The following is a 22,416-nucleotide window of genomic DNA, read 5'->3' on the forward strand; positions in this document are numbered from 1 at the left end:
GTAAATCGTTGCACAGAAAATAACATTTCCACTTTACTAATAAAGCTGCCGAATAATTTTTGGATACAGCATATATTATTAACTCCGTCACAATATATCATACAAAGAATAATTGGCATCCATTTTAAGGATAATCTTAGCGCCTGATATATATGATAATTTTTAATTATCTATAACGTGCCAAGTGAAAAATAAAATTAAGATCTCTTTTTATGAAAATCATCATGAAGGTTTCCCTTTAGTCGCCGATAAAAATAGAGTTCACACTGGAAATGGAAAGTACCTGAGGCCGTTATGACCATTTTAAAAAAATTGCTCTTTGTTTTTGCCATTACGCTTATTGCCATGATCTTACTTGGTGTTCTAAGCCTCAGAGCCTTAGATAAAGCGCAAGAACGCTTTGATTTTGTAGTTAATAATAGCTTGCAAAGTATCAGTCAACTCAGTGAGGCCGTGCAGCACCGTGAAGAGGCTCGCCGCCAGAACTTAATGTCTTTGCTAAGCGGTGACGATGCGGTTTTCGATAAACATATCGTCACGGTGAAGGATGAACTCAATAAAACTAATGCGATATTTAAAAATTATCGTGAAAATTTAATCAGTAATGAGACCGATGCTGAATTACTGAAGCAGACTCAAGACGCCTTTGATGTTTATCTACAAAGAATTGATGACATGATCGCGACGTACCACAGTCAGGGCGTTGAAGCGGCACGAAAAATGGTTTCGGACGGTGGCGCTACCGCGAATGCTTCGGTTATCTTGAGCGCCTCTTTAAAGGCGATGCTGGCGAATAATTATAAAATCGCCAGGACCTACGCTGAGAATAACCATACGCAGTACGTAAATACCTTCTGGTTAATGGTCGGCACGATCATCTTTTTAGTCGTCTTAATTGGCGTATTTTCCTCGGCTATCCTCAGCTATTTGAGCAAAGGCTTAAAAAACTTGCAAAATAGTATGGGGAATATCAGCAGCACCCTCGATTTAACCGTTAAAGTGGATCTGCATAAAAAAGACGAACTGGGCGCAACCGCCAGCAGCTTTAATAACTTGATGGATAAAATCCGCGAGGTATTAAGCAGCGTGAAAGATGCCAGTAATGAAGTGGATGTTGCCGCCAGTGAAATCGCCAAAAGCAATGACGATCTCTCATCGCGTACCGAGTCGCAGGCGTCATCGCTGGAACAGACCGCCGCCAGCATGAACCAACTGTCGGCCACGGTTAAACACAATATGGACAACGCGAAAGAAGCGAACACCTTTATTGGCCGTGTTCAGACCATGGTTAACGAAAGCCATCGCGAATTGAGTTCTCTGCAAAAGTCCATTGATGATATCGCGGCATCGTCGGCCAAAATCTCTGAAATAACCGACATTATCGACGGTATCGCCTTCCAGACTAATATTCTGGCACTTAACGCAGCGGTTGAAGCCGCCCGCGCCGGTGAACAAGGCAAAGGCTTTGCGGTGGTCGCTGGCGAAGTACGCTCGCTGTCGCAGCGCTCATCCGTCGCGGCCCGCGATATTCGCGGCCTGATTGATGAAGCCATTAAGAACGTCGGCCAGGGCGTGAGCTACGCGGCAAACGTCACCACGCGGATGAATGAAGCCCTCGGATCCGTTGACGAAACCACGGTGCTGATTAATCAGGTGAATAACTCGTCGACCGAGCAGAGTCACGGTATCGATCAGGTTAACGTGGCGGTTAGCCAGATGGAAGGTAACCTGCAGCAGAACGCTGCCATGGTGGAAGAGATGGCAACAGCGGCTAACTCTCTTAGCCATCAGGCCGGTAAGCTGATGACTGAAGTGAATGCGTTCCGCTTGTAATTCTTCTCTGTCAGGCAAGCGTGCTCCCCTGCCGCTTGCCTGACATGTTCCTCCTTCATTAACTCTTCGGTTATCGGCTCTTTAAAATGGTTTAACCTTTCATTCAGGGTTTGTTTTTTCACAAAGAATATGACAGGCATTGAATGTCTAAATAGTAGATACACCACTATTCTGAAATAGTATAATTGCCTTTATAGTTTTGTTTTTTATTTTTCGCGATATGCCGGTTTTACCCCATTATTATTGGAATACCCGGATTATTATGTGTAATCCTATATAAAAAGGCACTGGTCCGTCTATTTGCATCTTCGGTACTCTCTGCTCTGACTCTATAATAAATAGCACACACCTTTAAATATCTTGTCGGTTTATAGCGTACTGTACGATCGTTTGCATAGGTATTAACCCCTTTTTTACCTAAAACCAGCACTTCATTATAGATATCGCGATTACGTTGCTGTAATAGTTCATCAACGGATAATAATCTTGAATAAGTTCCGTTTATTGTTTCTTGAAGCATTCTTTGTATAGCCGCGTCTTGCGTAGCTTTGTGTTGTCCAAAGAAGTAAGCTTCTGTTAATTTTCTCGAGTCGAAATTTTCCGGATCCTGCCATTGCGCCCCTATCCCATTTGGAAACCAGGCATCGCGGGTGAGTGTGCCAATAATATTTTGAGGAGGTACGGATAAAATGACAGCAAGATCTGAGATTTGATGGAAATCGTTGTCATTGCTAGGATTTAACTTAATAAGCGAAGTGCTGACCACGTCCCAATTGTACAGTAAATGCTCTATATTATGTATTCCCAACGGCGTGAAATCGTAATAAGCAGGCCGAATAGCATGGGCTAATACCAGCTTATCTTTTGCTATATGGTTATTATGATCGGATATTCCCGGGCTCAGGTTTGCCTTGAGAGTTAAAGTACCCTCTCGTATTTCTGCCCAACTCTGCAAAGCCTCATGCGGGGGTGATGAAAAAATACGCGTAGGTATTTCCTGTCCAGCCCACCTTGACGTTGTCACTGGCGTTGGCGTTGGCGTTATATTTGGAACCTTTCTCTGGTTAAAGAACCGATCTAAAATTTTATTCATACGGTATATCCCTTTTTGTAATTGTAAAATTCGTTCGCAAAAAACACGCGAACTTAAGCCGCAAGTTTTCGATATCGCGTAAAATAAACAAAATGAAACAATGTGAAACGCAAGGAAATGAGATAAATTAAAATATAATATAGGATATATAGAAAACAACAAACATGCCGCGACGCAGGCATAAAGCGCGGATAGAAATTGCGGTGCCGTGCGTTTTTTTTGCGAGGCCAGCGGTAAGACGCTTTGGCTCAGATATAGGGCAGCTTTATCGACATGAGTGCGGCAGGCTTCAAACCGTAGCACGCTAAAAATGGATCTGGCCGCCCCACGCGTTTATTCCGGGTTATCAATCTGCCGATTAATCCCCATCGCCAGCACCTGCGCCGGATCGAACAGCGACAAACTTTCCACCTGCGAGAGTAATAGCACTTTGCGAAAGTCCAGCGCTGAGCGGGGTTCGGAGGCAAGATCGATATCATGCGCATCGTACCAGGCGCTGTAATTGTGCTCCACGCGCAGATCGAGAGTCGTGCTATCGCGGTAGCCGCTGAGCATCGGGATCAGCACGATATTATTGGCATCACCGCTATCAAAGGTGGCGGTGTGGATCATGCCGATATAGATGCGCTGGGATTTAAGGGTGATCCACGCCAGATCGCCCTTCTCCATACACTGGTAAATCAGCCCTTCTACCCCATTAGCACGGGAAAGATGCTTGTACAACTCACGACGGCCGGTGCTGTCCAGCCGGGCGCTGCCGGACCAGTTTGATCGCCACAGACACAGCATGATGGCGAAGAAAAGCATGATCACTACCGGTGCCTGGATGCCCAAAAAGCTCCAGTTCATAAAGCTCATATGCAGGTGGTGCTGTTCAGGGCCGAACACCGCCGGCCAGGCGTTCATCACCGCTGAGGCGATAAGCAAGCACAGCCACAGCAGCGCCGTCGCCAGAATCCCCTGCAGGACAAAGACGCAGCCGTACAGCGCCACCAGAAAATAGACATCCCAGCCGAAGCTGCGTTTGAATTTAAAGCGGGTCGAGAGATCGTGCGAGGTGTACCAGTAGCCGCTGACCATCAACACCATAAAGATTGCCGTTCCCATGGTCAGGCCCTCTTTAGGGTATCAACGTGGCGTTTAAAATCTTCTTGCACGTATTTGCAGCGAATATTCACCGAGGTGTTCCCATCGGCATCAACAACAATACGATCGCCATCTTCAATCGCGTCCTGAATTTCACTGTGGCTCATCACCTCTAACAGCCTGTTTGGGCTGGCGAATAATGCAAACAACATTTTTTTCATTGATTACCTCCGCAGCCAAGTATAGAAACCCCTCGCTGTCTGTGGCGATTTTCATCCCGATTCTTAATCCTTTGCGCCTTTTCTTACCGGTTCTCACTTTTCCTTCCTCTATTCAGCGATGCGTGCAGGCGCTTCCCGTGCCGCTTTAGGGACACCGGTAAAAAGGTGAACAAACGAAACTGATAAGGAAAATTAATTTAATTTAAGGTAAGCGGTCTACCCTTTAACAAGCAAATCCTGTGACTTCTCGCGTGGTCACATCCCGTTTGTCTCTTTTGAAAGGTAAGATCGATGCAAACTCTTTATGCGCCATCACGCACCGCGCTGGCGGTTTACGAACTTTTCAACCCGTTGCCGCTGGGCTTTTTTGTTGCGGCGTGGATCTTCGATATTCTGTACATCAAAACCGCGCAAATCATGTGGACCGACGCGGCGAGCTGGTTGATCGCTTTCGGTCTGCTGCTGGCTATTCTTCCCCGTATAATCAATCTGGTACAGGTGTGGATAACGCAGCGCCATTACGTAAGCCGCGCGGAAAAAATCGCTTTCTGGCTCTGGCTGGTGGCTATCGTAGTGGCGATTGTTGACGCCTTTGTCCACAGCCGGGATGCCTGGGCGGTGGTGCCCCTTGGCGTGATCCTCTCAACGGGGGTAGTGGTTTTGCTGCTGATTGCCCATGTGCAACTCGCCATGCGCACGCGTCTGTGGTCAGGAGAAAAAAACAATGACAATGCGTAATCGCTTATTGAGCGCCGCCGTGCTCAGCGTTCTGCTCAGCGCCTGCGATCAAGGTGCAAACATCGACCCGATGAAACAGGTTGGTGCCAATCCTGAACTGCCGAAAGCGCAAAATTTCCTCTCACCACCGATGCAGGTGCCGGAAAGCGTGGCGTGGAAAGAGGGTGAAACGCCGAAGGTGCCACAAGGGTTAAAAATTGAAAAAGTGGCAGACGGGTTGCTGCATCCGCGCCAGCTTTACGTTTTGCCGAATAACGACATCCTGGTAGCGGAAGCCAACGCACCCGCCAAACCCACGACGCGACCAAAGCAACTGGTTATGGGAGTAGTACAAAAAGCGTCCGGGAAAGGCGGGTCCGGCGGAAACCGTATCACTCTGCTGCGTAACGTTGGTGGCAAATGGCGGAAACATACCTTTATTAAAGATCTGCATTCACCGTTCGGTGTGCAGCTAATCGGCAATACACTGTGGGTCGCTAATGCCGACAGCCTGATGAAATTTCCTTATCAACAGGGGGAAACGAGCATCAGCGCACCGGGTGAGATAGTGACGGAGCTGCCCGGCGGGCCAATCAACCACCACTGGACGAAATCTCTGCTCGCCAGCCCCGACGGCAGCAAACTGTACGTCGGCGTCGGCTCCAACAGCAACATCACCGAAAATGGTATCGGCGCAGAATATCGCCGTGCGGCGGTGCTGGAAGTGGATGCCGCCAGCGGCGCAAGTCGCATTTATGCCAGCGGGCTGCGTAACCCAACGGGGCTACAATGGGAGCCACAAAGCGGTGCGCTGTGGGCGGTGGTTAACGAACGCGACGAGATCGGCTCCGATCTGGTGCCGGACTACCTGACATCAGTCAAAGAGAAAGGCTTCTACGGCTGGCCCTATAGCTACTTTGGGCAGCATGTGGACGAACGCGTTAAGCCTCCGCGCCCGGACTTAGTGGCGCAAGCGATTAAACCGGATTACGCCCTTAGCTCTCACGTCGCACCGCTCGGGCTGCTGTTTTACACCGGCGATAACATGCCGCAATATCGCGGCGGCGCGTTTATCAGCGAGCACGGTAGCTGGAACCGCTCGCCACTGAATGGCTACCAGGTGGTATGGGTGAAATTCGAAAACGGTAAACCGGTGGGACAACCGCAGCCGGTCGTGACGGGTTTTCTCACTGACGATCAAAAACAGGTGCGCGGCTTGCCGGTTGGGCTGGAGATGGATCAACAAGGCGGCGTACTTATTGCCGATGATGCCGCTAACATCATTTGGCGCATCAGCGCGCGGTAGGCTTGTCGCTGCCTGTTACCTGCTCTATAACATTGTCACCTACTTTTAGCGGGTAACAACGATGGATAGCCGGTTGCAGGCAGCGATTGCGCTGCATCCCGATACGCGAACTCAGCCTTTTACCGCGGTGCTGCGCCACTATGCGCAGCATCAGCAGGGATAATGTCTTAGCGGTGCTGTATTTGCTCCTGCTCAGTAATACTGTGATAACTGATGCAGGTGGGAGTAGAAAACCACGACCAACATCAGTTTTGGCTTGATTCAGTCGTTCTCATTAACAGGAAGTTATTGACCCGGTCATGATGAAATATATTAAAAAGAGCCTTGCGTTAAGCGCTGTCATTACAAGGAAAATAGTAACCGACGATCCCTTACAGTTTGAGAGGCTTAAAGAGCGGCTAAAAAGTCGACTCGGCGCGCCCGTAGGGATAAAGATGACAGGTATTCCATTGGCTATCAGCATGATACTGTCCATATTTTGCTATGCCATGCCGCAGGTTTCTGTCTGGATGCTGCTGTTTCGCTGGTTAGATCTACCGGAGTATAAAGTGCTAATGGGGGTATTCCTGGCGGCAGCTGTGTATTGTGTGGTGGTTATGAGCACGATGTTACTCACTGCGCGCGGCTCCTGGACCGGTTATAAGTTACATCTGACTGTTATTATACTGACAGGCATGATAGCGATTATCTTTTTTGTTTCGAGCTGGTTTACATTCTTATTCGGCGATGTAGATAATTATACGCCGCAGATAACGTCTGTTTTAGGGCTGATATTCTTTTATCTGAATATAACGTGGATGAATTCCTCGGTTTTTTACCGCTCAATAGCCCTGACATTACATAATCGGGTTTGGCGCAAGCAGTTGAAGATAGAAGCTCGCCAGATGGCTGGGTTAAAACGTTAACCGCATTCGTTTACATTGAACGACTGGCGCTATGGTTGTTTTACACCGCAGCTTATTCAATGTTTATAAAATACCGACGGGTGGAAGAAACTCAAGCCAATATCAGACGCGAAAACAACAGCTGCTGAATATCCTGGCGGTGTGACAAGATCGCATGTGCTGTCACCAGCGCCCCGTCTACAGAATATAAAACTCTGTAACCCTCAGCGTGGTTATACTCCCGATATTTTGCACATCCAATTTTTAACAGCTCAGGGCAGAGCTGGCATCCCAGCGGAAATTGACCAACGGTACGCTCAAATTGCGAAAGTATATCGGCGATAACCGGGCGCGGTTCGACATCAACACTACGCAGATAACCCGCTATGGTATTGATGCAGTGTTTAACTGTGAGCGTGTATTCGAAAGTAACCCGCTGCTCCATAGACGTCCCTAACGTTGAGTTTTCCGTGTGTTAATCCGCAAGCCCATCCAGCAACTGGTCTTTTGAGAAAACGCGGCCATCAGCCTTATCTTTCTCTGAAAGCGTGAGAAGCTTCAGCAATGCAATGGCGTTTTCTCGCTCCTGCTGCTGCTGATAAGACTCTATAACGTAAGCAGGTACACCGTTTTGCGTGACGAGGATCGGTTCTGATAGATCAAGCGTTGCTGCGTTTTTTTTAACGTAGCTGATGGTTTCTACTTTCATGATGCGTCCACGTATGAGTCCTGATTGATGTATCGGTCCAAATATAGCCTTTATTTAGACTATCAACAAGACGCTATGCTACCCGTCCAGGGTAAAAAATGAGTCATCAAACTGTACGCTTGCTTATTCATGTTCTCGACGCCATTTCCGTTCATGTTCAATCAGCCACTCTTTTCGTGCCACGCCGCCGCCGTAGCCTGTCATGGCGCCGTTTTTACCGATTATTCGATGACAAGGTATAACAATGGCGATACGGTTGGCACCGTTTGCCGCCGCTACAGCCCGCACAGCGTCTGGTTTTCCCGTAAGCCCGGCTAGCGCTTGATACGTTGATGTCTTGCCAAATGGCACCTCACGTAGCCTCTGCCATACAGAACGCTGGAAATCTGAACCTGGTGCATCAACAGTGAGATCAAATTGCTGGCGCTGTCCGGCAAAGTACTCACCGATCTCTTTTTCCGCCTGCCGGGTATGACTATTTCCCCCAGCCATTATTCTGGCTTTATATAAACGCTGAATGTCGTGAAATTCTCTTTCCAGCATTCGCCGATCGGTAAACTCCAGCAGGCAAACACCCCTATCCGTGGCGCAAACCAGCATCGGACCCAACGTCGTGGTAAATCGGTGAATTAAAATCACGCGGGTTTGCTGACTCGGCGCAACACCGGTAAGACGCTTGAAGGTATAGCCAAAACCGCTTAATGATTCATAGCCATTATCAAACGCCGTATCTGTCGCCGTACGCCCGCCCTTAAGCTCCTGAAGCGCAACATTTACCCGCTGCATACGTTGAAAGGTCTGGAAGGTCATACCGTGATGTTGTAAAAACCAGCGCCGAACCCGCTCAGGACTGATGCCCTGTTCACGTAGCGCTGTGTCACTGATGCGGGATTTGGGATTGGCCTGCACCAGCGCAAGCGCCTGTTCAATTATTAAAGGCGCGCTATGGGCATTTTCAGTCGGTTTGCAAACTTTACACGGGCGAAAGCCGGCATTCAGTGCGGATTTGAAATCTTTATAAAATTCGACATTGTCGCGTTTGGGTTTTCGCGCCCGGCATATAGAAATACAAAATACGCCCGTTGTTTTAACGCCGACATAAAATACGCCCGTGTATTCCGCAGAGCGTTCCAGGAGAGCCTGATACCAGACATTGCACAACTCGTCATTGAGAACTTTCATCACTAAAAACTCCTGCGAATGTCTGTTGTGATTGGATAGCGAGCATAAAGTTTTCAAACGTCCTCTGTACAGCACAGTGGACAAAGTTGCCCATAGAAATCCGGCTTACGCCAGCATGTTTGAGTCGGGCAAACGAAGGGAGATCCGGCATGCACATAACATTTAACGGCAGGCCGACATGGCGGGAAATGATTGCCATCTCTTGTTCAGCCGTCAGGCCGGGCACAAAAAGACCATCAGCACCGGCTGCTTTATAACGTTCGCCGCGCAGCAACGTCTCTTCTAAAGCCTGCTCATGATTTAACAGATAGGTGTCAGTGCGTATATTGAGAAATAAGGTGGATCCCTCTCTATCCAGTGCTGTGCGAATCATCTTTAATTTATTGGCAAATGCTTCTGCATTATCAAGCTTTCTGACGCGATCAACGACTCTGCTGTCTTCAAGATTAACACCCACAACGTTAAGCTCAACGAGACGGATAAGATTTGCCGTTATCTCAGCCGCAGAATCCCCATATCCCGCTTCCATATCCACACTTAAAGGCAGGTTAGTGACGGCTTTGATCCGTCTGACGATATAAAGCAATTCATCAAACGACAAACTTTGGTCATCTTCATAACCTAAAATTGCAGCAATTGCCGCACTTGAGGTGCCTAATGCCTGGTAACCCGCTTTTTGTGCGGCGACGGCACTTGCCGCATCCCAGACGTTCGCAATAAGTAAGGGGTTATTTTGGTCGTGCTGCTTCGCAAAATTCATCGTTAACGCCTCTAATCAGATTAAGGCGTCATCTTGAATATTCGACTAAATAGTCACAACCGAAAATCGGACGACCATTTTTGATACTATTCGGAGCTGATAAGCGAGACTGGAGATCGTTGCTTTTGGAGGATGATTGGCAGCCCCGAATATGCCCTGCCCCTTTTCATTCCCCTAGGCTTTTACTCATATTAAATCCCGTTACGTTAAAACCCACGGCTTCATAAACGTGCCGGGCTCTTTGGTTATCACCCGCCACGCGCAGGCTGACCTGTTTAAATCCCTCGTCCCGCATAGCGTGTTCGAAAGCCTGAAGCGTTAGTTTACCCATCCCCTGCCCCTGATAAGCGTTAAGAATATGAAAATCATAGATAAAAACGGTTTTCATGGCGGAATCGGGTTTATACCAAAGGTAGCCGACATGCCTGTCCGAATTATCCTCTTTGGCGATCGCGCACAGTAAAATATGCCCTGGTGTATTAACGCCTTCAGGAAGATAGTCGGCTATCTCCTGCTTCGCTCTTGCCAATGAATCTTCAATTGAAAGCCGGAAATTGGCTGCCATTTCTTGCGCATAATCCGCAACGAAATAGTGCAGATAAGCAGGATATTCATCCTCGCGCATCGGACGGAATGTAATCATTGGGGTTCCTTTACTCTGGCTCGACACGATCCCACCCAAGCCAGGGCTGTCAGTTTTTCATTAGCGGCATTCGCTGTAGCGGTCGACAAATAAAGACCAGCGCAACGGCGCTGCAAAGAGGGAACAGCGCCAGCAGCAGCCAGGGATAGATGGCCTGCGTTGAAGGGACGAGTGCAGTATCAAGCAGCCGACCAAATAACAAATTTCCTGCCAGCACCGCGAAGCCGCCCGCGGTGGCGAGTGCTCCATAGTGTGCACCCAGCGTCGACTCTTCAGCAAATCCCGGAACCAGATCTTTTGCCGCCGGAACCAGTAACATTTGCCCGAGGGTGAGCAGCGTAACAAAACAGACGGCGGGTAGTAAACGCAGCCAGCCTGCAGCGGGTTCCGTTGAGGCTAACAATGCTACGCTGGCAAAAGCTGTGGAGAGCAGCAAAAAACCCGCAGGCAGGATCCTGGCAGCGCCTACCCGGCGGGCGAAACGCGCCAGCGGCAGTTGGAGTGCGATAATCAGCACGGACGCCAGCATAAACAGCGGTCCAAGATCTTTCTCGCTGCCGCCTGCGCGCTGGATCTCTACCGGCAGCGCCAGGTAGAGCTGGTTGTAACTCAAAAGCCATGAGCTGTAGGCGATAATAAAAGCGACAAAGCGCAGCTGGCGGAAGGTGGTCCACCACGGCGCGATTTTTAATCTCTTTTTGTGGTGCTGCACGCTGGGCAGGCAGAAAAACAGTACCACCAGCGCGAAGATAAAGAGACCAGCACCGGCCAGCGCAACCTGGCGGAAGCCCAGCCCCGTCAACAGCGCACCCACCACCGGCCCCAGCACCGCACCCAGTTCACCGCACACGGCGAAGAGCGCGAACCACTCCGCACGGCTACGCTTGCCGCCAGCCTCGCTTTGGGTTCCGGCTTTCGCCAGTAACGCTTCAATTGACGGTGAGAACAGCGCCCCACCGATCCCCGTCAGGCACGCGCCTATAATAATCGGCCATAAAGATTGCCCGAAGGCCAGCAGCAGATAACCCACTACGCGGATCAGGCAGCCACAGAGGATAATCACTCGCGCGCCGAAGCGGTCGGAGAGCGCGCCGCCAACGATAAACATGCCCTGCTGCGAGAAGGTACGCAGCCCCAGAATCAGCCCAATCAGCCCGCCGGAGAGCATCATGTCTTCCCGTAAAAAGAGCGCCAGGAAAGGGACGACGGCGTAGAAGCCAATATTAAACACAAACTGGCTACCCAGTAAGACAGGCGGCCAGAGCGTGGTGGCGGGTCGCAGGGAAAAGCGCGGCAGCAAAGTTATCCGCCCCTACACGATAAAGTGAATATGTTTTTTGCCATGGAAGCGGGAGATCTCAATTTTGGTTTTCACCCGAAAGACCTCCCACAGCAGTTCCTCAGAGAGGATATCCTGCGGTGTTCCGTTCGCGATAATCTTCCCCTGCTGCATCACGATAAGCGAATCACAGAACATCGCGGCATGGTTGAGATCGTGAATCGCCACAATACTGGTCACCGGCAGATCGCTGATCAGCTGCATTAACTGCATCTGATGGTGAATATCGAGGTGGTTGGTCGGTTCGTCGAGCAGGATTTCCGTTGGCGTCTGCGCCAGCGCACGGGCGATATGCACCCGCTGACGTTCGCCACCGGACAAGCTGAGCCAGCCCTGCTCGCTTTTATCCAGCATATCCACCCGTTGCAGCGCCGCGGTGACGGTTTCGTCATCGTGTACGCTCCAGTTAGAAAAGGGGGAATGGTGCGGAATACGCCCCAGTTTCACCACATCACGAACGCGCATATTGGCATCGGTCATGCCGTGCTGTTCGACAAACGCAACCCGACGAGCGAGCTGCTTTTTGCTGATGCGCGAAATGTCTTTCCCGTCCAGCGTTACGTGACCGGCATCCGGTCGTCGCAGCCCTGCAAGTATGCGCAAGAGGGAGGATTTGCCGCAGCCGTTAGGACCCAGCAATCCAACGGTTTCGCCGCGCGCAACCTGCAGCGAGATATCATTGACGATGACCTTCTTGCCGACCTTCCAGCGAATATTTTCAGCAGAAATACTCATCACTTATTCCTTGAGCGGTAAATAATCACGGCAAAAAAAGGCACTCCCACCAGCGCCGTTACCACACCAACAGGCAGGCTTTGTGGCGCGATTAATAACCGTGAAGCAATATCCGCCAGCACCATCAGGATCGCCCCGGCCAGCGTGCTGGCTATCAGTAAGGTGCGATGCAGCGGGCCGAAGAAGAAGCGCATAACGTGGGGAACCACCAGCCCGACAAAGCCAATCGAGCCGGCCATGCTGACGATAGTGGCGGTAATCAGCGCGGTGGTGGTAAAGAGGATCAGGCGCACCCAGGGAACGGCAATGCCCAGCGAGGCGGCAGCATCATCACCGAAGGTAAACGCGTCCAGCGCACGGGAATAGTAAAGGCAAACGGCAAGCCCGGCGAGAACCACCACCAGCACTAGTTGAAATTCCGGCCAGCGCACGCCGCTGAAGCTGCCCAGCAGCCAGAACATCACATCGCGCGCCTGCTGCGCACTGGCAGAGGTACTGATGGTATAAGCGGTAATAGCGTTAAAAAGCTGAGACGCCGCCACACCCGCCAGGATCGTGCGTTCATTACCGCCGCGGGCACCGTTGGTCAGAAAGGCGACGAAGGCAAAAGCAGCAAACGCCCCGGCGAAGGCACCGGCGGACAGTGATACCGCGCCCGTGCCGATACCCAGCACCACGACGGAAACCGCTCCCGTTGAGGCGCCCGCAGAGACGCCCAGCACGTAAGGTTCGGCCAGTGCATTCTTCAACAAGCTTTGTAACACGGCCCCGCAAATGGCTAACCCGGCACCGCAGCAGGCCGCCACCAGTGCACGACTGAGGCGGAAATCCCAAATCACGCTTTCATAGATGCGGTTGAGGGGAACGTGGGTGAGGCCCATTTTATTGCCGATGGCGTAAAACACGTTTTCCAGCGGGATCGATAATTCTCCAACGCTAACACCAAGGGCAATCACCAGCCCTAACAAGACGAGAGAAAACAGGCATGACGCGATGGGTAACATTCCCTGTCGCGGCTGAAAGCTGGCTGTGGTCATCAGTTCAGGCCCAGCTTTCTCAGCTGCTCTGCCACCTGTTCAGCACCATAAATCGTCCTGATGGTGGGGTTCATCGCCTGACCATCCATCACCACGATATGGCCCTTTTTCACCGCATCCAGTTGGCTAACAGCCGGGTCAGATTTGAGGAATTTGATTTTTTCCTCGGCATTGTCGAGCGCCCAGCGGTTGCGATCGAGGCTGGAGACCACGATGACATCCGGGTTTGCCGCAATAATGCTTTCCCAGCCAACCGTCGGCCACTCAGTTTCAGAGGTGATGGCGTTGTGCCCGCCCAGCACATTGGCGATAAAGCCGGATGCGCTATTTTTGCCGCCCACGTAAGCATCAGCGGAAGGTGAAGAGCTGGAGAACCAGAAGACAAAAGAGCGATCTTTTTTATCCTTGCTGAATTCGCTACGCAGGTCGTTTTCGCGCTTTTTGAAATCGGCAACGACGGCCTGGCCCTTATCCTGCACGTTGAAAATGGTGGCGAAATCTTCGATCTCTTTGTAGAGATAACTCATATCCCACAGCTTCTGGCGGCTACCGTACATATCACCGGCGGCTTTTTTCGTCGCGCACATGCCCGGCGATAAATAGCTGTTTACGCCCACCGTCGCCAGGTCTTCACGTTTGGCCACCTTGCTTTCCGGGCCCAGTAAAAGCGGAAGTTGTGCCGCAACAAAATCAGGATTTTGCGCCAGCACAGATTCAAGGGTGGGAATTTCGACCGTCAGCAGTTTGATTTTTGCATTCTGTTCCGCCAGTTGCGGGAGCACTTTTGTTGGCCAGAACGCGCTGGCGGCGACATGATTTTGCAGGCCCAGCAGGAGCAAAATCTCAACGGTGTTTTGCCCCAGCGCCACAACGCGTTCAGGCGGTTTGGTAAACGTCTCTTTATAGCCGCAGTTTTCAATGGTCACAGGATAAGTGGTTGCCAGAGCAGAACTGACGGACGCAAATACCATGCCTAACGCACAGAGGGCCTTTTTCATTGAACGCTATCCTTCCTCAAAATCATTATTGAAAACCCGACATCTAAAATAATGCAAATGAAACTCATTAGCATGGCGGGGTTTTATACAATGACCCCTAAAGGGTGTCAATGCGAGATGATTCCTGAGGGTTATCATCGCCGTGGGCAACGACAGGTAAGCATGTGGGTTGGCGATAAAAGGACAGAAGAACTGTCCGGGCTGAAGTGACTTGCCCGGACGTATTCTGTTTTCGGTAAGAATGAGACGCAGAGGAAAGGTGAAAGATGGAAGCCATTGGCGAATACGGAAAGAGAAATCCCCTCTCTTTTACGACTTCCGTTCCGCTTCGAGGTTATCAGTAACTGAAGGGTGAACGTTGCTGGGCCTCATTCAGCATAAGCTGGGCATCTTCACCCGCGGCGGTGTACAGCGGAGCATGGGGATCCTGCGCCACGGCGAAAATAGCATTCGCAACATCTTCAGCATGGGTTACCGGTGAATCGCTTTCGCCCGCCCGCTGGATAAATTCCTGTACCATTTTCCCGTAGGCGGGATCGTCTATGCCCGCAAAATGCGCGCGCGCATTCTCGCCAAACTTGGTTTCCGGCGAGCGCCCCGGTAACACGATATGCACACGAATACCGAACGGTTTGGCCTCAACGGCGAGTGACTCGCTCCAGGCATTCAGCGCTGCTTTACTGGCGCGATAAACCCCAATCAGCGGCATCGCTTTCGTCGTCACGGATGAAGAGACATTGATGATCGCTCCTGATTTTGCCTCTCTCATCAGCGGCAAAAACGCCTGCGTTAATGATAGTGTTCCCAACACATTGGTATTCATTAACTGCTGCGCGGTGGCTAACGGCGTGAGCTCGACGGGTACCGGTGCGCCAAAACCGGCATTATTTACCAGCACATCAATCGTGCCAGCCTCTTTAACCAGATTAGAAATACTCTGCGCAGAGGTAATATCGAGCGGCAAAATCCGCAGTTTGTCGTGTTCAGGCAAACGTGTCGCATCGGGCGTTCGCATAGTGGCAATCACTTCCCAACCCTCGCGTAAAAAAAGTTCTGCTGTCGCAAGGCCAAAACCTGATGAACAACCGGTAATCAGTACAGTAGGCATAATTCGATCCTCTCATGGTGTGAGCAACGATCATAGCGGCCGCGAACAGGACAATATATAATCAAACGTCGCCTAAACTTTAGAGTCAGTCCAATGCCAGATCCGTTGACCGATATCGTTACCTTGCTAAATCCCAAACCCACCCGTGCAAAACTCGTTGAGGGCTGCGGGCAGTGGCATATTGTTCGCGAGTCCCTCGGCGAGGCTTTTTACTGCGCCGTGCTGGAAGGCGAATGCTTGATTACGGTGAACGGCAAAGGACCAACATTACTGGTTGCCGGTGATTTTATTCTGATACCCGCCGCGTACACTTTCGAAAACACCAACGCGGGCACGGCTCGCCCGGCTAATATCACCGTCCCGAGCGTTATCGGCGAAGGGCATGTAAGGGTTGGCGCAACAAGCGGGCCAGCGGAGCTTGTGATGCTTGTCGGCCATTGCGAATTCGATACGCCGGATAAGCAGCTTATCGTCTCTTTACTGCCCAACGAGATCCTGATTAAAGGACAACGTCGTTTCATTACCTTACTTGAACTCCTGCGCGAAGAGAGCCGGGCCAGGCGACCGGGGCGTGAGGTAGTATTGCTGCAGCTGTTACAACTGTTGTTGGTCGAATCGTTACGCAGTCATTACGATCTGGCGAAAACCGCCGGTATCCTGAAAGGGCTGCAGCACGAAAAAATCGCCATCGCGCTGCATTTGATGCATGAAAAACCGGGGGTTGAGTGGAAAATAGCTCAGCTCGCGCGCCATGCCGCCATGTCGCGCTCCGCTTTTTTTGCCGCCTTTAATGAGACCGTTGGCATGCCGCCGGGGCAATATCTTCTCTTCTGGCGCATGTCGCTGGCGAAAAAAGCGCTGGTCAGCAGCAAAGAGAAAATCGAACAGATTGCCTTTCGCATCGGCTATCAGTCAGCCAGCGCCTTTACCGTCGCATTTACCCACTATATGGGCGTACCGCCGGGCGTTTTCAGGCGTCAGAACACAATAGCGCAAAGGCCTCTTCCTGAATTACGCGAGGAGCTGGCTTTTCCCTAAGCCAGCGCCTGCGTTTTTTTATTGGGCTGAAAGCGCCATAACGAAGTCGCGATAGGTATGCAGCGGACGGCCAAGAAGCGTGACCAGTCGTTCTCTGTCGCCCTCCTGTGGGAGCATACCGTGACTGACGTAGCGTTCCGCCATCAGACGCATTTCGTAAGCCATCCATTTCGGCATAAATTCCGCCATGCTGGCTTCAAAGGCTGCCGGGTTATCACCGCCGTAAATAATTTCTCGGCCCACTATTTCGCTCCAGACTGCGGCGGCCTCATTGCCCGTTAGCGTATCGGGGCCCACCAGATTAATCGTCTCGACAGATAATTTGCCGCTCGCGCTTTCGTGGCGCATCAGTTCAATGGCCGCTACTTCGGCGATATCGCGCGTATCTACCATCGCCAGGCCAATCCCGCCGATCGGCATCGGATAGACACCGTGATTGATGACGACATCCTTAATCATCACCTCATTGTCGATAAAGTAGGTGGGTCGCAGGATGGTGGCGCTAAAGCCCATCTCTTTCAGCATGCGCTCGGCCCCATATTTTACGGCGAAGTGCGGCACATTCACGGCAACGTCAGCGCCAAATACCGAGAGGTAAACCACATGCTCCACGCCGCATTCGCGGGCAATGTTCAGGGTAATAATGGTCTGGGTATATTCGTCGGCGGCAACCGCATTGAGTAAAAACAGCGTTTTGATGCCCTTAAAAGCAGCGCGCAGGGAGTCGATATCCAGCATATCGCCTTTCACCACCTCAACATTTTCGCCAAAGCCCGCCTTTGCGGGGTCTCGGGTCAGAACGCGAAAATCAGCGCCGCGATGAATAAGCTGGTTTACGAGGTGGCGGCCGACGCGGCCGGTTGCTCCGGTAACTAAGATAGTCATGATGTTTACTCCGTTGTGTGGGTGTGAATACACACTAACGCGATCCATTTTTGCTTAGAAGATGCTATTTTTTGGATAGTTTGTTCCATAAATGAGACACCCCATGGACATTAATGCCCTGAAAGATTTCCATCTCATCGCCGCCTCGGGCGGGATTGGTGCCGCTAGTCGCGCCAGCGGCAAGCCTAAAGCGACTCTTTCACGCAGGCTGACCGATCTTGAGGAAGCACTCGGCGTGCGTCTTATTGAGCGCGGCGGCCACAAGTTACAAATAACTGAAGCAGGTGAACGTCTTTTGTCACGCACCCTCGGCGCAATCCGCGACATTGAGGAAGCGGTCGAATCGGCGCGGGAAGATGCAATAAATCCCTCGGGTTGGCTGCGTATTGCGGCTCCCCTGCTCTTTTCGCAGTTGGCCCTTGGCAGGCTTTTGGCGGACTTCCGTCGCCGTTATCCGCATATTCGCGTTGACGTTATTGCTGAAAACCGGATGAGCGATCTGGTGGATGAGCATTTTGATGTCGCAATCCGTGTTAATCCGCAGGAAAACAGTGCGCTGGTGGGCAGGCGTTTTGCCAAAGACAGGCTGGTACTGGTGGCGGCTCCCGCGCTTAAGATGCCGGTTGGCGATGCGCAACATGCTCCGGAGATCCCGGCGATCGTTATGTCATCCTTTACCGAAGGCGAACTGTGGACCGTTCACCACGGGCAGCGTCGCTTTATGCCTCAACCGGTAATGCGCCTCTCTTCCCTTCTGACAGTGCGCGATGCCGTTCTGGCGGGTGCCGGTGCGGCAATGCTTCCGCACTCGATTGTTAGCCGTGAAGTAGAAAACGGGGAGCTGGTGTGCTGGGGTGAAACCGACACGTTAACCGAGCTGTGGGTGCTGCATACCTCGCGACGTCTTCAAAGCCCGAAAGTTAAGGCTTTTGTAGAGTTTATCTGCGCGCAATATCCCGCTGGCTGGTTCACTCTTTGAGCAGGCTGGCAACGCCGCCACTTTAAGCCCCTCAAGCTAAACTGATATAAGCTGAAAGTAATCAATAGCAGTACGGAAGAAGCGTATGTCAGCAATAAAAATGGCCTGCACCGTCTTTCAGGGAAGAGCGGGCGATCCTAATGACCAAGCCATGCCTGGAGCCAAAGCGATTGGCGATTATCTCGCCCATCGAACAGGTATCAATCCCGTAGTTCTGGGAAAACCAGAAACAGCCCTGAATACGGGATGGCGTAAGGAACTGGACGCCGCACGGTTAAACCTCGACGCGGTTCAAAAACGATTTGAAGAACTGTTTGTCTCTGAAGCGGTATCCGTTGCCGCAATAAGCCGCTGCGTGGTCTCTCTCGCTACGCTGCCTGTGGTAGCAAAATACCATCCTGACTGCTGTATCGTCTGGTTCGATGCCCATGGTGACCTGAATACGCCGCAGAGTTCAATAACGGGTTACCTTGGTGGGCTCGCCCAAGCAGGTGCCGCTGGACTGTGGGATTCCGGGCTCGGTAATGGTGTACGTCTCGATCAGATTGTGCTTGTCGGACAGCGAGATCTGGATCCGTTTGAAATAGCGCTAATTAATGAGCACGGCATCCCGCATATTAAACCCGCAGATAATCTTTCCGCACGTCTCAAAGAGGCGATTGCCGGTCGTGCAGTTTACGCTCATCTCGACTGTGACGTGCTTGAACCCGGCATCGTTCCAACGGATTACAACGTTGAAAACGGTCTTAATCTTGAAGATTTAACCGCCTGCTGCGAAATCATCGCCGCGCATCCGTTTATCGGCATTGAAATTGCCGAGTTCCAGAATGCCTGGGCGTCTACTGGCGCGCCGGCGTCTCCCGACGCGCTGCTTGAGGCCCTCTCGCCATTAATTAGCCGCTGGTACTCGCCTTTACCGCGCCTTTGATAAACGTCGTGTTACCTGCGGTTGACCATTGCATTCTTACAGCAGATGCAAATTACGCATATCCGCTTGCGTCACAGAGCGGCCGAATGTCTGCTGTGAGTGAGGCGTGAACGTTGCGGTTGTTTTCACAACCGATAAAATTTCACTTAAATCAGAGAATATTAATCGATGGGGAGCGTTACAGATTGTGAGCCAGCATCGTTACAAACCTGACTCACACAGTCACGAAATTTGCCTTAGTTGACAGAAGGCTTTATTGGTTCAAAAGATGAAACTTCAACTAGTGCATATTCTTCCAGTCAAATTTCTTCCCCGTTGTATCCATAATTATAATCGGTTTTTGATAGTTCTGGAGCCACTCCTGCAAGCTAACGGTATTCATATCATCACGATGTATGCCGAGCCACAATTCGGATAGCGTATTTGCATCATCTGTAGACCACAATGTTTGGTAGTTTCCGATCCACTTATTTCTCGTCTCGACTTTAGGGCTATACCAAATGAAAGCGGGAATTTCCAAAGCCTCTTTAGGCGGATTGGCCCCGGCATGAAAATATTCTACTGCGCGTGTAGGATCTCGTATTAGGGCGTGATCAGAAAAATAGAAAACAGAAGAGCGCGTATGCGAAAGTTGGCTAAAAACCTTGCCCATAATATCATCCGTAAAGCGTACAGAGTTATCATAGCAATCATCATCTTGATTTCCATTTTTAAAGACGGAAGCATCATTAGGGAAACGTGAACAGGCTGGTTCGTGGCTACCATATAGATGCAGAACAATGAGTTTTTTACCCGGTTTTGTAAGAGTTGATTCAAGCTCTGGTAACAAAGAGTCATCAAATCCTTGATCAATCCACTGATGCTGTTTAGTGTTCATTGCAATACCAGTAATCACATTATTATATGCACCACCTTTCCCCTGTCGACTATACCAGTAGGTATCGTACCCAGCTTTGTTCGCAATACTAATGATATTGTCACTGTACTTAGCGGGAGTAGTTTCCTGTACAGAAGCAGCAGTGAGAGCAAGGGGTACAGCCATGATGGTCACTGGCGCGGGGCTAATGGCATGCTGGAACAAGAGAAGGTTTTTCCTTTCTGCTTCCAGTTTAGGTGTTGTGTCTCTCTTATATCCATAAATACCCATATTTGCGGTACGCTCAGATTCCCCGATAATCATCACATAATTATCAATCCCGGTATCTGATACGGATATTATGTAGTCAGGTGTGTTTTTATTAATCGCGGAAGCAATACTCATATCAGAGAAAGCTTGCATAAAAACCGTTGCCGTGCTCAGCGGAGTTGAATTGACAACTCGCTGAGCAAGACTATCAACATTGCTTATTCGTAATTGATGCAATATACCCTGGACAGTATAACCAGTTAATAATAACACCAATAAAATTGCCGGGTAACGTTTGTATTTTCCAGAAATGATATTTATACCACAGTTGATAGTTAGCATAAACAAACTCAACAAAACCATAAAGGTCAGACAGCTTCGCCAATAAAGACCTAACATTGAAAATGCTTCCTTACCTGTAGTATTCATTACACTTAATGCAAAACCATAGGTAAAGTTACTATCAAAGTTACTCCAGGCATAAAGCTGAAGAGTCAAATCAACAGCTATTAATGTCAAAGCGATAAAGCCAATGATATTTTTTAATAATTTATTATTGATGCAGAGAAGCGATAATAAAAGCAACGCAAAAACCAAAGTGCGATTAATGACCAAATTGTAACGTGCGTCAATAAAATTCACCATAACAACAATGGAGATTGAGCTTATGAATAATATTTTGCTTATAAGAATTTTAACATTTTCATAACGAATTTGTTCAAGGATTAATGACATTTTGTCGTGCCTGCGTTTTGTTTTTTTATCCGGTTTAAAAAAGGGGGGAAAGCGCGCTGGAGCTTATCATATAAGTCATGTGAATTGATTGGTTAATACAAATACGTATTAGTAATATTGTAGAGGATCACATAATCAGGACACCGAATGACCACCACGCTGAGTCGCTGCTTATGCAAAAAGAAGGCTAGCTCAGCGGTAATATCCGCATCGTCTATGACCTGCTACCCATTTTTTAACTCACAACTACGTTATTAACGTCTGTTCCTGACGCAGAACGGCCAGACGCGGTATACAGAAGGTCCGCGTTATACCGACACGCATAAAGCGCTTTTCAAAATGCTCAACCGTTGAGGTGTTCGAATCACCGAAGCATTTAGCTTTCAAGTGCAGCAATAATCGCGGCTTCCATTTTCTGCGGTGTGGTGAACGGTGCAAAACGCTTAAGGGGTTTACCGTCGCGTCCGATCAAGAACTTGGTGAAGTTCCACTTGATGCGCCCACCCAGCACGCCGGGTAACTCTTTTTTCAAATAACGAAATACCGGGTGCGCTGCGGCTCCGTTGACCTCTACTTTCTCGAACATCGGGAAACTCACACCGTAGTTAATGTGACAAGTCTGCGCGATTTCATCGGCACCGCCGGGTTCCTGCTTACCAAACTGGTTGCAGGGAAAACCGAGCACCACCAATCCCTGGGCGGCGTATTTGTTGTAAAGCGCCTCAAGGCCGCCGTATTGTGGTGTGAAGCCACAATGGCTGGCGGTATTAACGATCAGAACCACCTTGTCTGCGTAGTCGGCCATAGCGATAAGTTGGCCGGCCAGGCTGGTGGCGGTAAGTTGATAAAAGGCGGTCATAACGGAATCCTCAAAGCAGAACCAGTTTGACGTCAACATTAGCACATGTTGTTTCCGGGGTATGGGGCCTTGTAAGGCGTGCCTGGTCCAGATTGCGTGGCAGGTTTGAAGTTTTGCGTGGCAGAGCTATGCAGAAGGAAAAAGCTGACCTGACTCAGCCAGCGCTTTTTTTATCATAACCGGGTTTGGACAAGCCCCGGCCATCGGTAGCCGCG

General features: G+C 50.3%; 23 protein-coding genes. 7 read left to right on the plus strand and 16 right to left on the minus strand.

From position 1 onward, the window contains the following. The first annotated feature begins 294 nt into the window (after positions 1-294). Positions 295-1,833: a methyl-accepting chemotaxis protein gene (locus tag RW65_RS01965; protein WP_039054969.1), complete on the plus strand. Its 1,539-nt coding sequence runs from the start codon at positions 295-297 to the stop codon at positions 1,831-1,833. A gap of 229 nt (positions 1,834-2,062) precedes the next feature. Here RW65_RS01965 and RW65_RS01970 read toward each other — a convergent pair whose 3' ends face one another. From RW65_RS01970 to RW65_RS01980, 3 genes are all read right to left on the minus strand, one after another. Beyond that, a complete protein-coding gene (locus RW65_RS01970) occupies positions 2,063-2,926 on the minus strand; it encodes a hypothetical protein (protein WP_039054970.1) in 864 nt (287 codons plus the stop codon). Positions 2,927-3,259: 333 nt separating this feature from the next. Next, complete coding sequence (locus tag RW65_RS01975) at positions 3,260-4,033, minus strand: hypothetical protein (protein WP_039054971.1); 774 nt, start codon at positions 4,031-4,033, stop codon at positions 3,260-3,262. Positions 4,034-4,035: 2 nt separating this feature from the next. Next, a complete protein-coding gene (locus tag RW65_RS01980) occupies positions 4,036-4,233 on the minus strand; it encodes a hypothetical protein (protein WP_039054972.1) in 198 nt (65 codons plus the stop codon). A 291-nt stretch (positions 4,234-4,524) separates the two neighbouring features. Between RW65_RS01980 and RW65_RS01985 the strand changes: the two genes are divergently transcribed. From RW65_RS01985 to RW65_RS01995, 3 genes are all read left to right on the plus strand, one after another. Continuing rightward, the gene (locus RW65_RS01985; protein WP_039054973.1) at positions 4,525-4,971 is read left to right on the plus strand and encodes a DUF2231 domain-containing protein; all 447 of its coding nucleotides are present in this window, start codon (positions 4,525-4,527) and stop codon (positions 4,969-4,971) included. Next, positions 4,958-6,256, plus strand: coding sequence for a PQQ-dependent sugar dehydrogenase (locus RW65_RS01990; RefSeq protein WP_039054974.1), 1,299 nt, complete (start codon positions 4,958-4,960; stop codon positions 6,254-6,256). The genes RW65_RS01985 and RW65_RS01990 overlap by 14 nt, the downstream gene beginning before the upstream one ends. Positions 6,257-6,555: 299 nt before the next feature. Next, a complete protein-coding gene (locus tag RW65_RS01995) occupies positions 6,556-7,161 on the plus strand; it encodes a hypothetical protein (protein ID WP_052250257.1) in 606 nt (201 codons plus the stop codon). Between the two features lie 91 nt (positions 7,162-7,252). Here RW65_RS01995 and RW65_RS02000 read toward each other — a convergent pair whose 3' ends face one another. The 10 genes from RW65_RS02000 to RW65_RS02045 all read right to left on the minus strand — a co-directional run bounded on the left by RW65_RS02000 (position 7,253) and on the right by RW65_RS02045 (position 15,651). Next, positions 7,253-7,585 carry a type II toxin-antitoxin system RelE/ParE family toxin gene (locus RW65_RS02000; RefSeq protein ID WP_039054975.1) on the minus strand — a complete coding sequence of 111 codons (333 nt, stop codon included), beginning with the start codon at positions 7,583-7,585 and terminating at the stop codon, positions 7,253-7,255. A gap of 30 nt (positions 7,586-7,615) precedes the next feature. Then, entirely contained in the window at positions 7,616-7,849 is a 234-nt protein-coding gene (locus RW65_RS02005; protein WP_039054976.1) for a type II toxin-antitoxin system Phd/YefM family antitoxin, read from the minus strand. Between the two features lie 123 nt (positions 7,850-7,972). Further along, a complete protein-coding gene (locus RW65_RS02010) occupies positions 7,973-9,031 on the minus strand; it encodes a bifunctional transcriptional activator/DNA repair enzyme AdaA (RefSeq protein ID WP_039054977.1) in 1,059 nt (352 codons plus the stop codon). Further along, positions 9,015-9,791, minus strand: a complete 777-nt coding sequence (locus tag RW65_RS02015) for an isocitrate lyase/PEP mutase family protein (RefSeq protein ID WP_039054978.1) — start codon at positions 9,789-9,791, stop codon at positions 9,015-9,017. The genes RW65_RS02010 and RW65_RS02015 overlap by 17 nt, the downstream gene beginning before the upstream one ends. Before the next feature lie 166 nt (positions 9,792-9,957). Next, complete coding sequence (locus RW65_RS02020; protein ID WP_039054979.1) at positions 9,958-10,434, minus strand: GNAT family N-acetyltransferase; 477 nt, start codon at positions 10,432-10,434, stop codon at positions 9,958-9,960. Positions 10,435-10,483: 49 nt separating this feature from the next. Beyond that, complete coding sequence (locus tag RW65_RS02025; RefSeq protein ID WP_039055010.1) at positions 10,484-11,731, minus strand: MDR family MFS transporter; 1,248 nt, start codon at positions 11,729-11,731, stop codon at positions 10,484-10,486. 15 nt (positions 11,732-11,746) lie between these two features. Then, positions 11,747-12,508, minus strand: a complete 762-nt coding sequence (gene eitC / locus RW65_RS02030; protein WP_039054981.1) for a siderophore ABC transporter ATP-binding protein EitC — start codon at positions 12,506-12,508, stop codon at positions 11,747-11,749. Beyond that, positions 12,508-13,512, minus strand: coding sequence for a FecCD family ABC transporter permease (locus RW65_RS02035; protein ID WP_502685539.1), 1,005 nt, complete (start codon positions 13,510-13,512; stop codon positions 12,508-12,510). Before RW65_RS02035 ends, eitC begins: the two co-directional genes overlap by 1 nt. Before the next feature lie 32 nt (positions 13,513-13,544). Next, positions 13,545-14,543 carry a siderophore ABC transporter substrate-binding protein EitA gene (eitA, locus tag RW65_RS02040; protein WP_039054983.1) on the minus strand — a complete coding sequence of 333 codons (999 nt, stop codon included), beginning with the start codon at positions 14,541-14,543 and terminating at the stop codon, positions 13,545-13,547. A 337-nt stretch (positions 14,544-14,880) separates the two neighbouring features. Beyond that, entirely contained in the window at positions 14,881-15,651 is a 771-nt protein-coding gene (locus tag RW65_RS02045; RefSeq protein WP_039054984.1) for an SDR family oxidoreductase, read from the minus strand. Between the two features lie 93 nt (positions 15,652-15,744). Between RW65_RS02045 and RW65_RS02050 the strand changes: the two genes are divergently transcribed. After that, positions 15,745-16,689 (plus strand): AraC family transcriptional regulator, encoded by a 945-nt coding sequence (locus RW65_RS02050; RefSeq protein ID WP_039054985.1) that lies wholly within the window; start codon positions 15,745-15,747, stop codon positions 16,687-16,689. A gap of 18 nt (positions 16,690-16,707) precedes the next feature. Here the strand turns inward: RW65_RS02050 and RW65_RS02055 are convergent, their stop codons facing one another. Further along, positions 16,708-17,574, minus strand: coding sequence for an SDR family oxidoreductase (locus tag RW65_RS02055; RefSeq protein WP_039054986.1), 867 nt, complete (start codon positions 17,572-17,574; stop codon positions 16,708-16,710). 103 nt (positions 17,575-17,677) lie between these two features. On the opposite strand from RW65_RS02055, the gene RW65_RS02060 reads away from it, so the two are divergent. Both RW65_RS02060 and RW65_RS02065 read left to right on the plus strand, forming a co-directional pair. Next, complete coding sequence (locus tag RW65_RS02060; RefSeq protein WP_039054988.1) at positions 17,678-18,553, plus strand: LysR family transcriptional regulator; 876 nt, start codon at positions 17,678-17,680, stop codon at positions 18,551-18,553. 85 nt (positions 18,554-18,638) lie between these two features. Beyond that, positions 18,639-19,481 (plus strand): arginase family protein, encoded by an 843-nt coding sequence (locus RW65_RS02065; protein WP_052250258.1) that lies wholly within the window; start codon positions 18,639-18,641, stop codon positions 19,479-19,481. Positions 19,482-19,761: 280 nt separating this feature from the next. On the opposite strand, the gene RW65_RS02070 is transcribed toward RW65_RS02065, so the two are convergent. Together RW65_RS02070 and RW65_RS02075 are read right to left on the minus strand one after the other, a co-directional pair. Beyond that, a complete protein-coding gene (locus RW65_RS02070; RefSeq protein WP_039054991.1) occupies positions 19,762-21,342 on the minus strand; it encodes a phosphoethanolamine transferase in 1,581 nt (526 codons plus the stop codon). Positions 21,343-21,718: 376 nt separating this feature from the next. After that, positions 21,719-22,201 carry a glutathione peroxidase gene (locus tag RW65_RS02075; RefSeq protein ID WP_039054992.1) on the minus strand — a complete coding sequence of 161 codons (483 nt, stop codon included), beginning with the start codon at positions 22,199-22,201 and terminating at the stop codon, positions 21,719-21,721. Positions 22,202-22,416 lie beyond the last annotated feature (215 nt).

Origin of the sequence: Enterobacter sp. Bisph1, assembly GCF_000814905.1 — a bacterium.
GTDB lineage: Bacteria > Pseudomonadota > Gammaproteobacteria > Enterobacterales > Enterobacteriaceae > Kosakonia.

Coding starts and splice junctions, on each gene's coding strand:
- RW65_RS02045 (WP_039054984.1), bottom strand. CDS start 15,651: ATGCCTACTGTACTGATTACCGGTTGTTCATCAGGTTTTGGCCTTGCG.
- RW65_RS02015 (WP_039054978.1), bottom strand. CDS start 9,791: ATGAATTTTGCGAAGCAGCACGACCAAAATAACCCCTTACTTATTGCG.
- RW65_RS02060 (WP_039054988.1), top strand. CDS start 17,678: ATGGACATTAATGCCCTGAAAGATTTCCATCTCATCGCCGCCTCGGGC.
- RW65_RS01965 (WP_039054969.1), top strand. CDS start 295: ATGACCATTTTAAAAAAATTGCTCTTTGTTTTTGCCATTACGCTTATT.
- eitA (WP_039054983.1), bottom strand. CDS start 14,543: ATGAAAAAGGCCCTCTGTGCGTTAGGCATGGTATTTGCGTCCGTCAGT.
- RW65_RS01990 (WP_039054974.1), top strand. CDS start 4,958: ATGACAATGCGTAATCGCTTATTGAGCGCCGCCGTGCTCAGCGTTCTG.
- RW65_RS02005 (WP_039054976.1), bottom strand. CDS start 7,849: ATGAAAGTAGAAACCATCAGCTACGTTAAAAAAAACGCAGCAACGCTT.
- RW65_RS01970 (WP_039054970.1), bottom strand. CDS start 2,926: ATGAATAAAATTTTAGATCGGTTCTTTAACCAGAGAAAGGTTCCAAAT.
- RW65_RS02055 (WP_039054986.1), bottom strand. CDS start 17,574: ATGACTATCTTAGTTACCGGAGCAACCGGCCGCGTCGGCCGCCACCTC.
- RW65_RS02050 (WP_039054985.1), top strand. CDS start 15,745: ATGCCAGATCCGTTGACCGATATCGTTACCTTGCTAAATCCCAAACCC.
- RW65_RS01980 (WP_039054972.1), bottom strand. CDS start 4,233: ATGAAAAAAATGTTGTTTGCATTATTCGCCAGCCCAAACAGGCTGTTA.
- eitC (WP_039054981.1), bottom strand. CDS start 12,508: ATGAGTATTTCTGCTGAAAATATTCGCTGGAAGGTCGGCAAGAAGGTC.
- RW65_RS01975 (WP_039054971.1), bottom strand. CDS start 4,033: ATGGGAACGGCAATCTTTATGGTGTTGATGGTCAGCGGCTACTGGTAC.
- RW65_RS01985 (WP_039054973.1), top strand. CDS start 4,525: ATGCAAACTCTTTATGCGCCATCACGCACCGCGCTGGCGGTTTACGAA.
- RW65_RS02035 (WP_502685539.1), bottom strand. CDS start 13,512: ATGTTACCCATCGCGTCATGCCTGTTTTCTCTCGTCTTGTTAGGGCTG.
- RW65_RS02065 (WP_052250258.1), top strand. CDS start 18,639: ATGTCAGCAATAAAAATGGCCTGCACCGTCTTTCAGGGAAGAGCGGGC.
- RW65_RS02075 (WP_039054992.1), bottom strand. CDS start 22,201: ATGACCGCCTTTTATCAACTTACCGCCACCAGCCTGGCCGGCCAACTT.
- RW65_RS02010 (WP_039054977.1), bottom strand. CDS start 9,031: ATGAAAGTTCTCAATGACGAGTTGTGCAATGTCTGGTATCAGGCTCTC.
- RW65_RS02020 (WP_039054979.1), bottom strand. CDS start 10,434: ATGATTACATTCCGTCCGATGCGCGAGGATGAATATCCTGCTTATCTG.
- RW65_RS01995 (WP_052250257.1), top strand. CDS start 6,556: ATGATGAAATATATTAAAAAGAGCCTTGCGTTAAGCGCTGTCATTACA.
- RW65_RS02000 (WP_039054975.1), bottom strand. CDS start 7,585: ATGGAGCAGCGGGTTACTTTCGAATACACGCTCACAGTTAAACACTGC.
- RW65_RS02070 (WP_039054991.1), bottom strand. CDS start 21,342: ATGTCATTAATCCTTGAACAAATTCGTTATGAAAATGTTAAAATTCTT.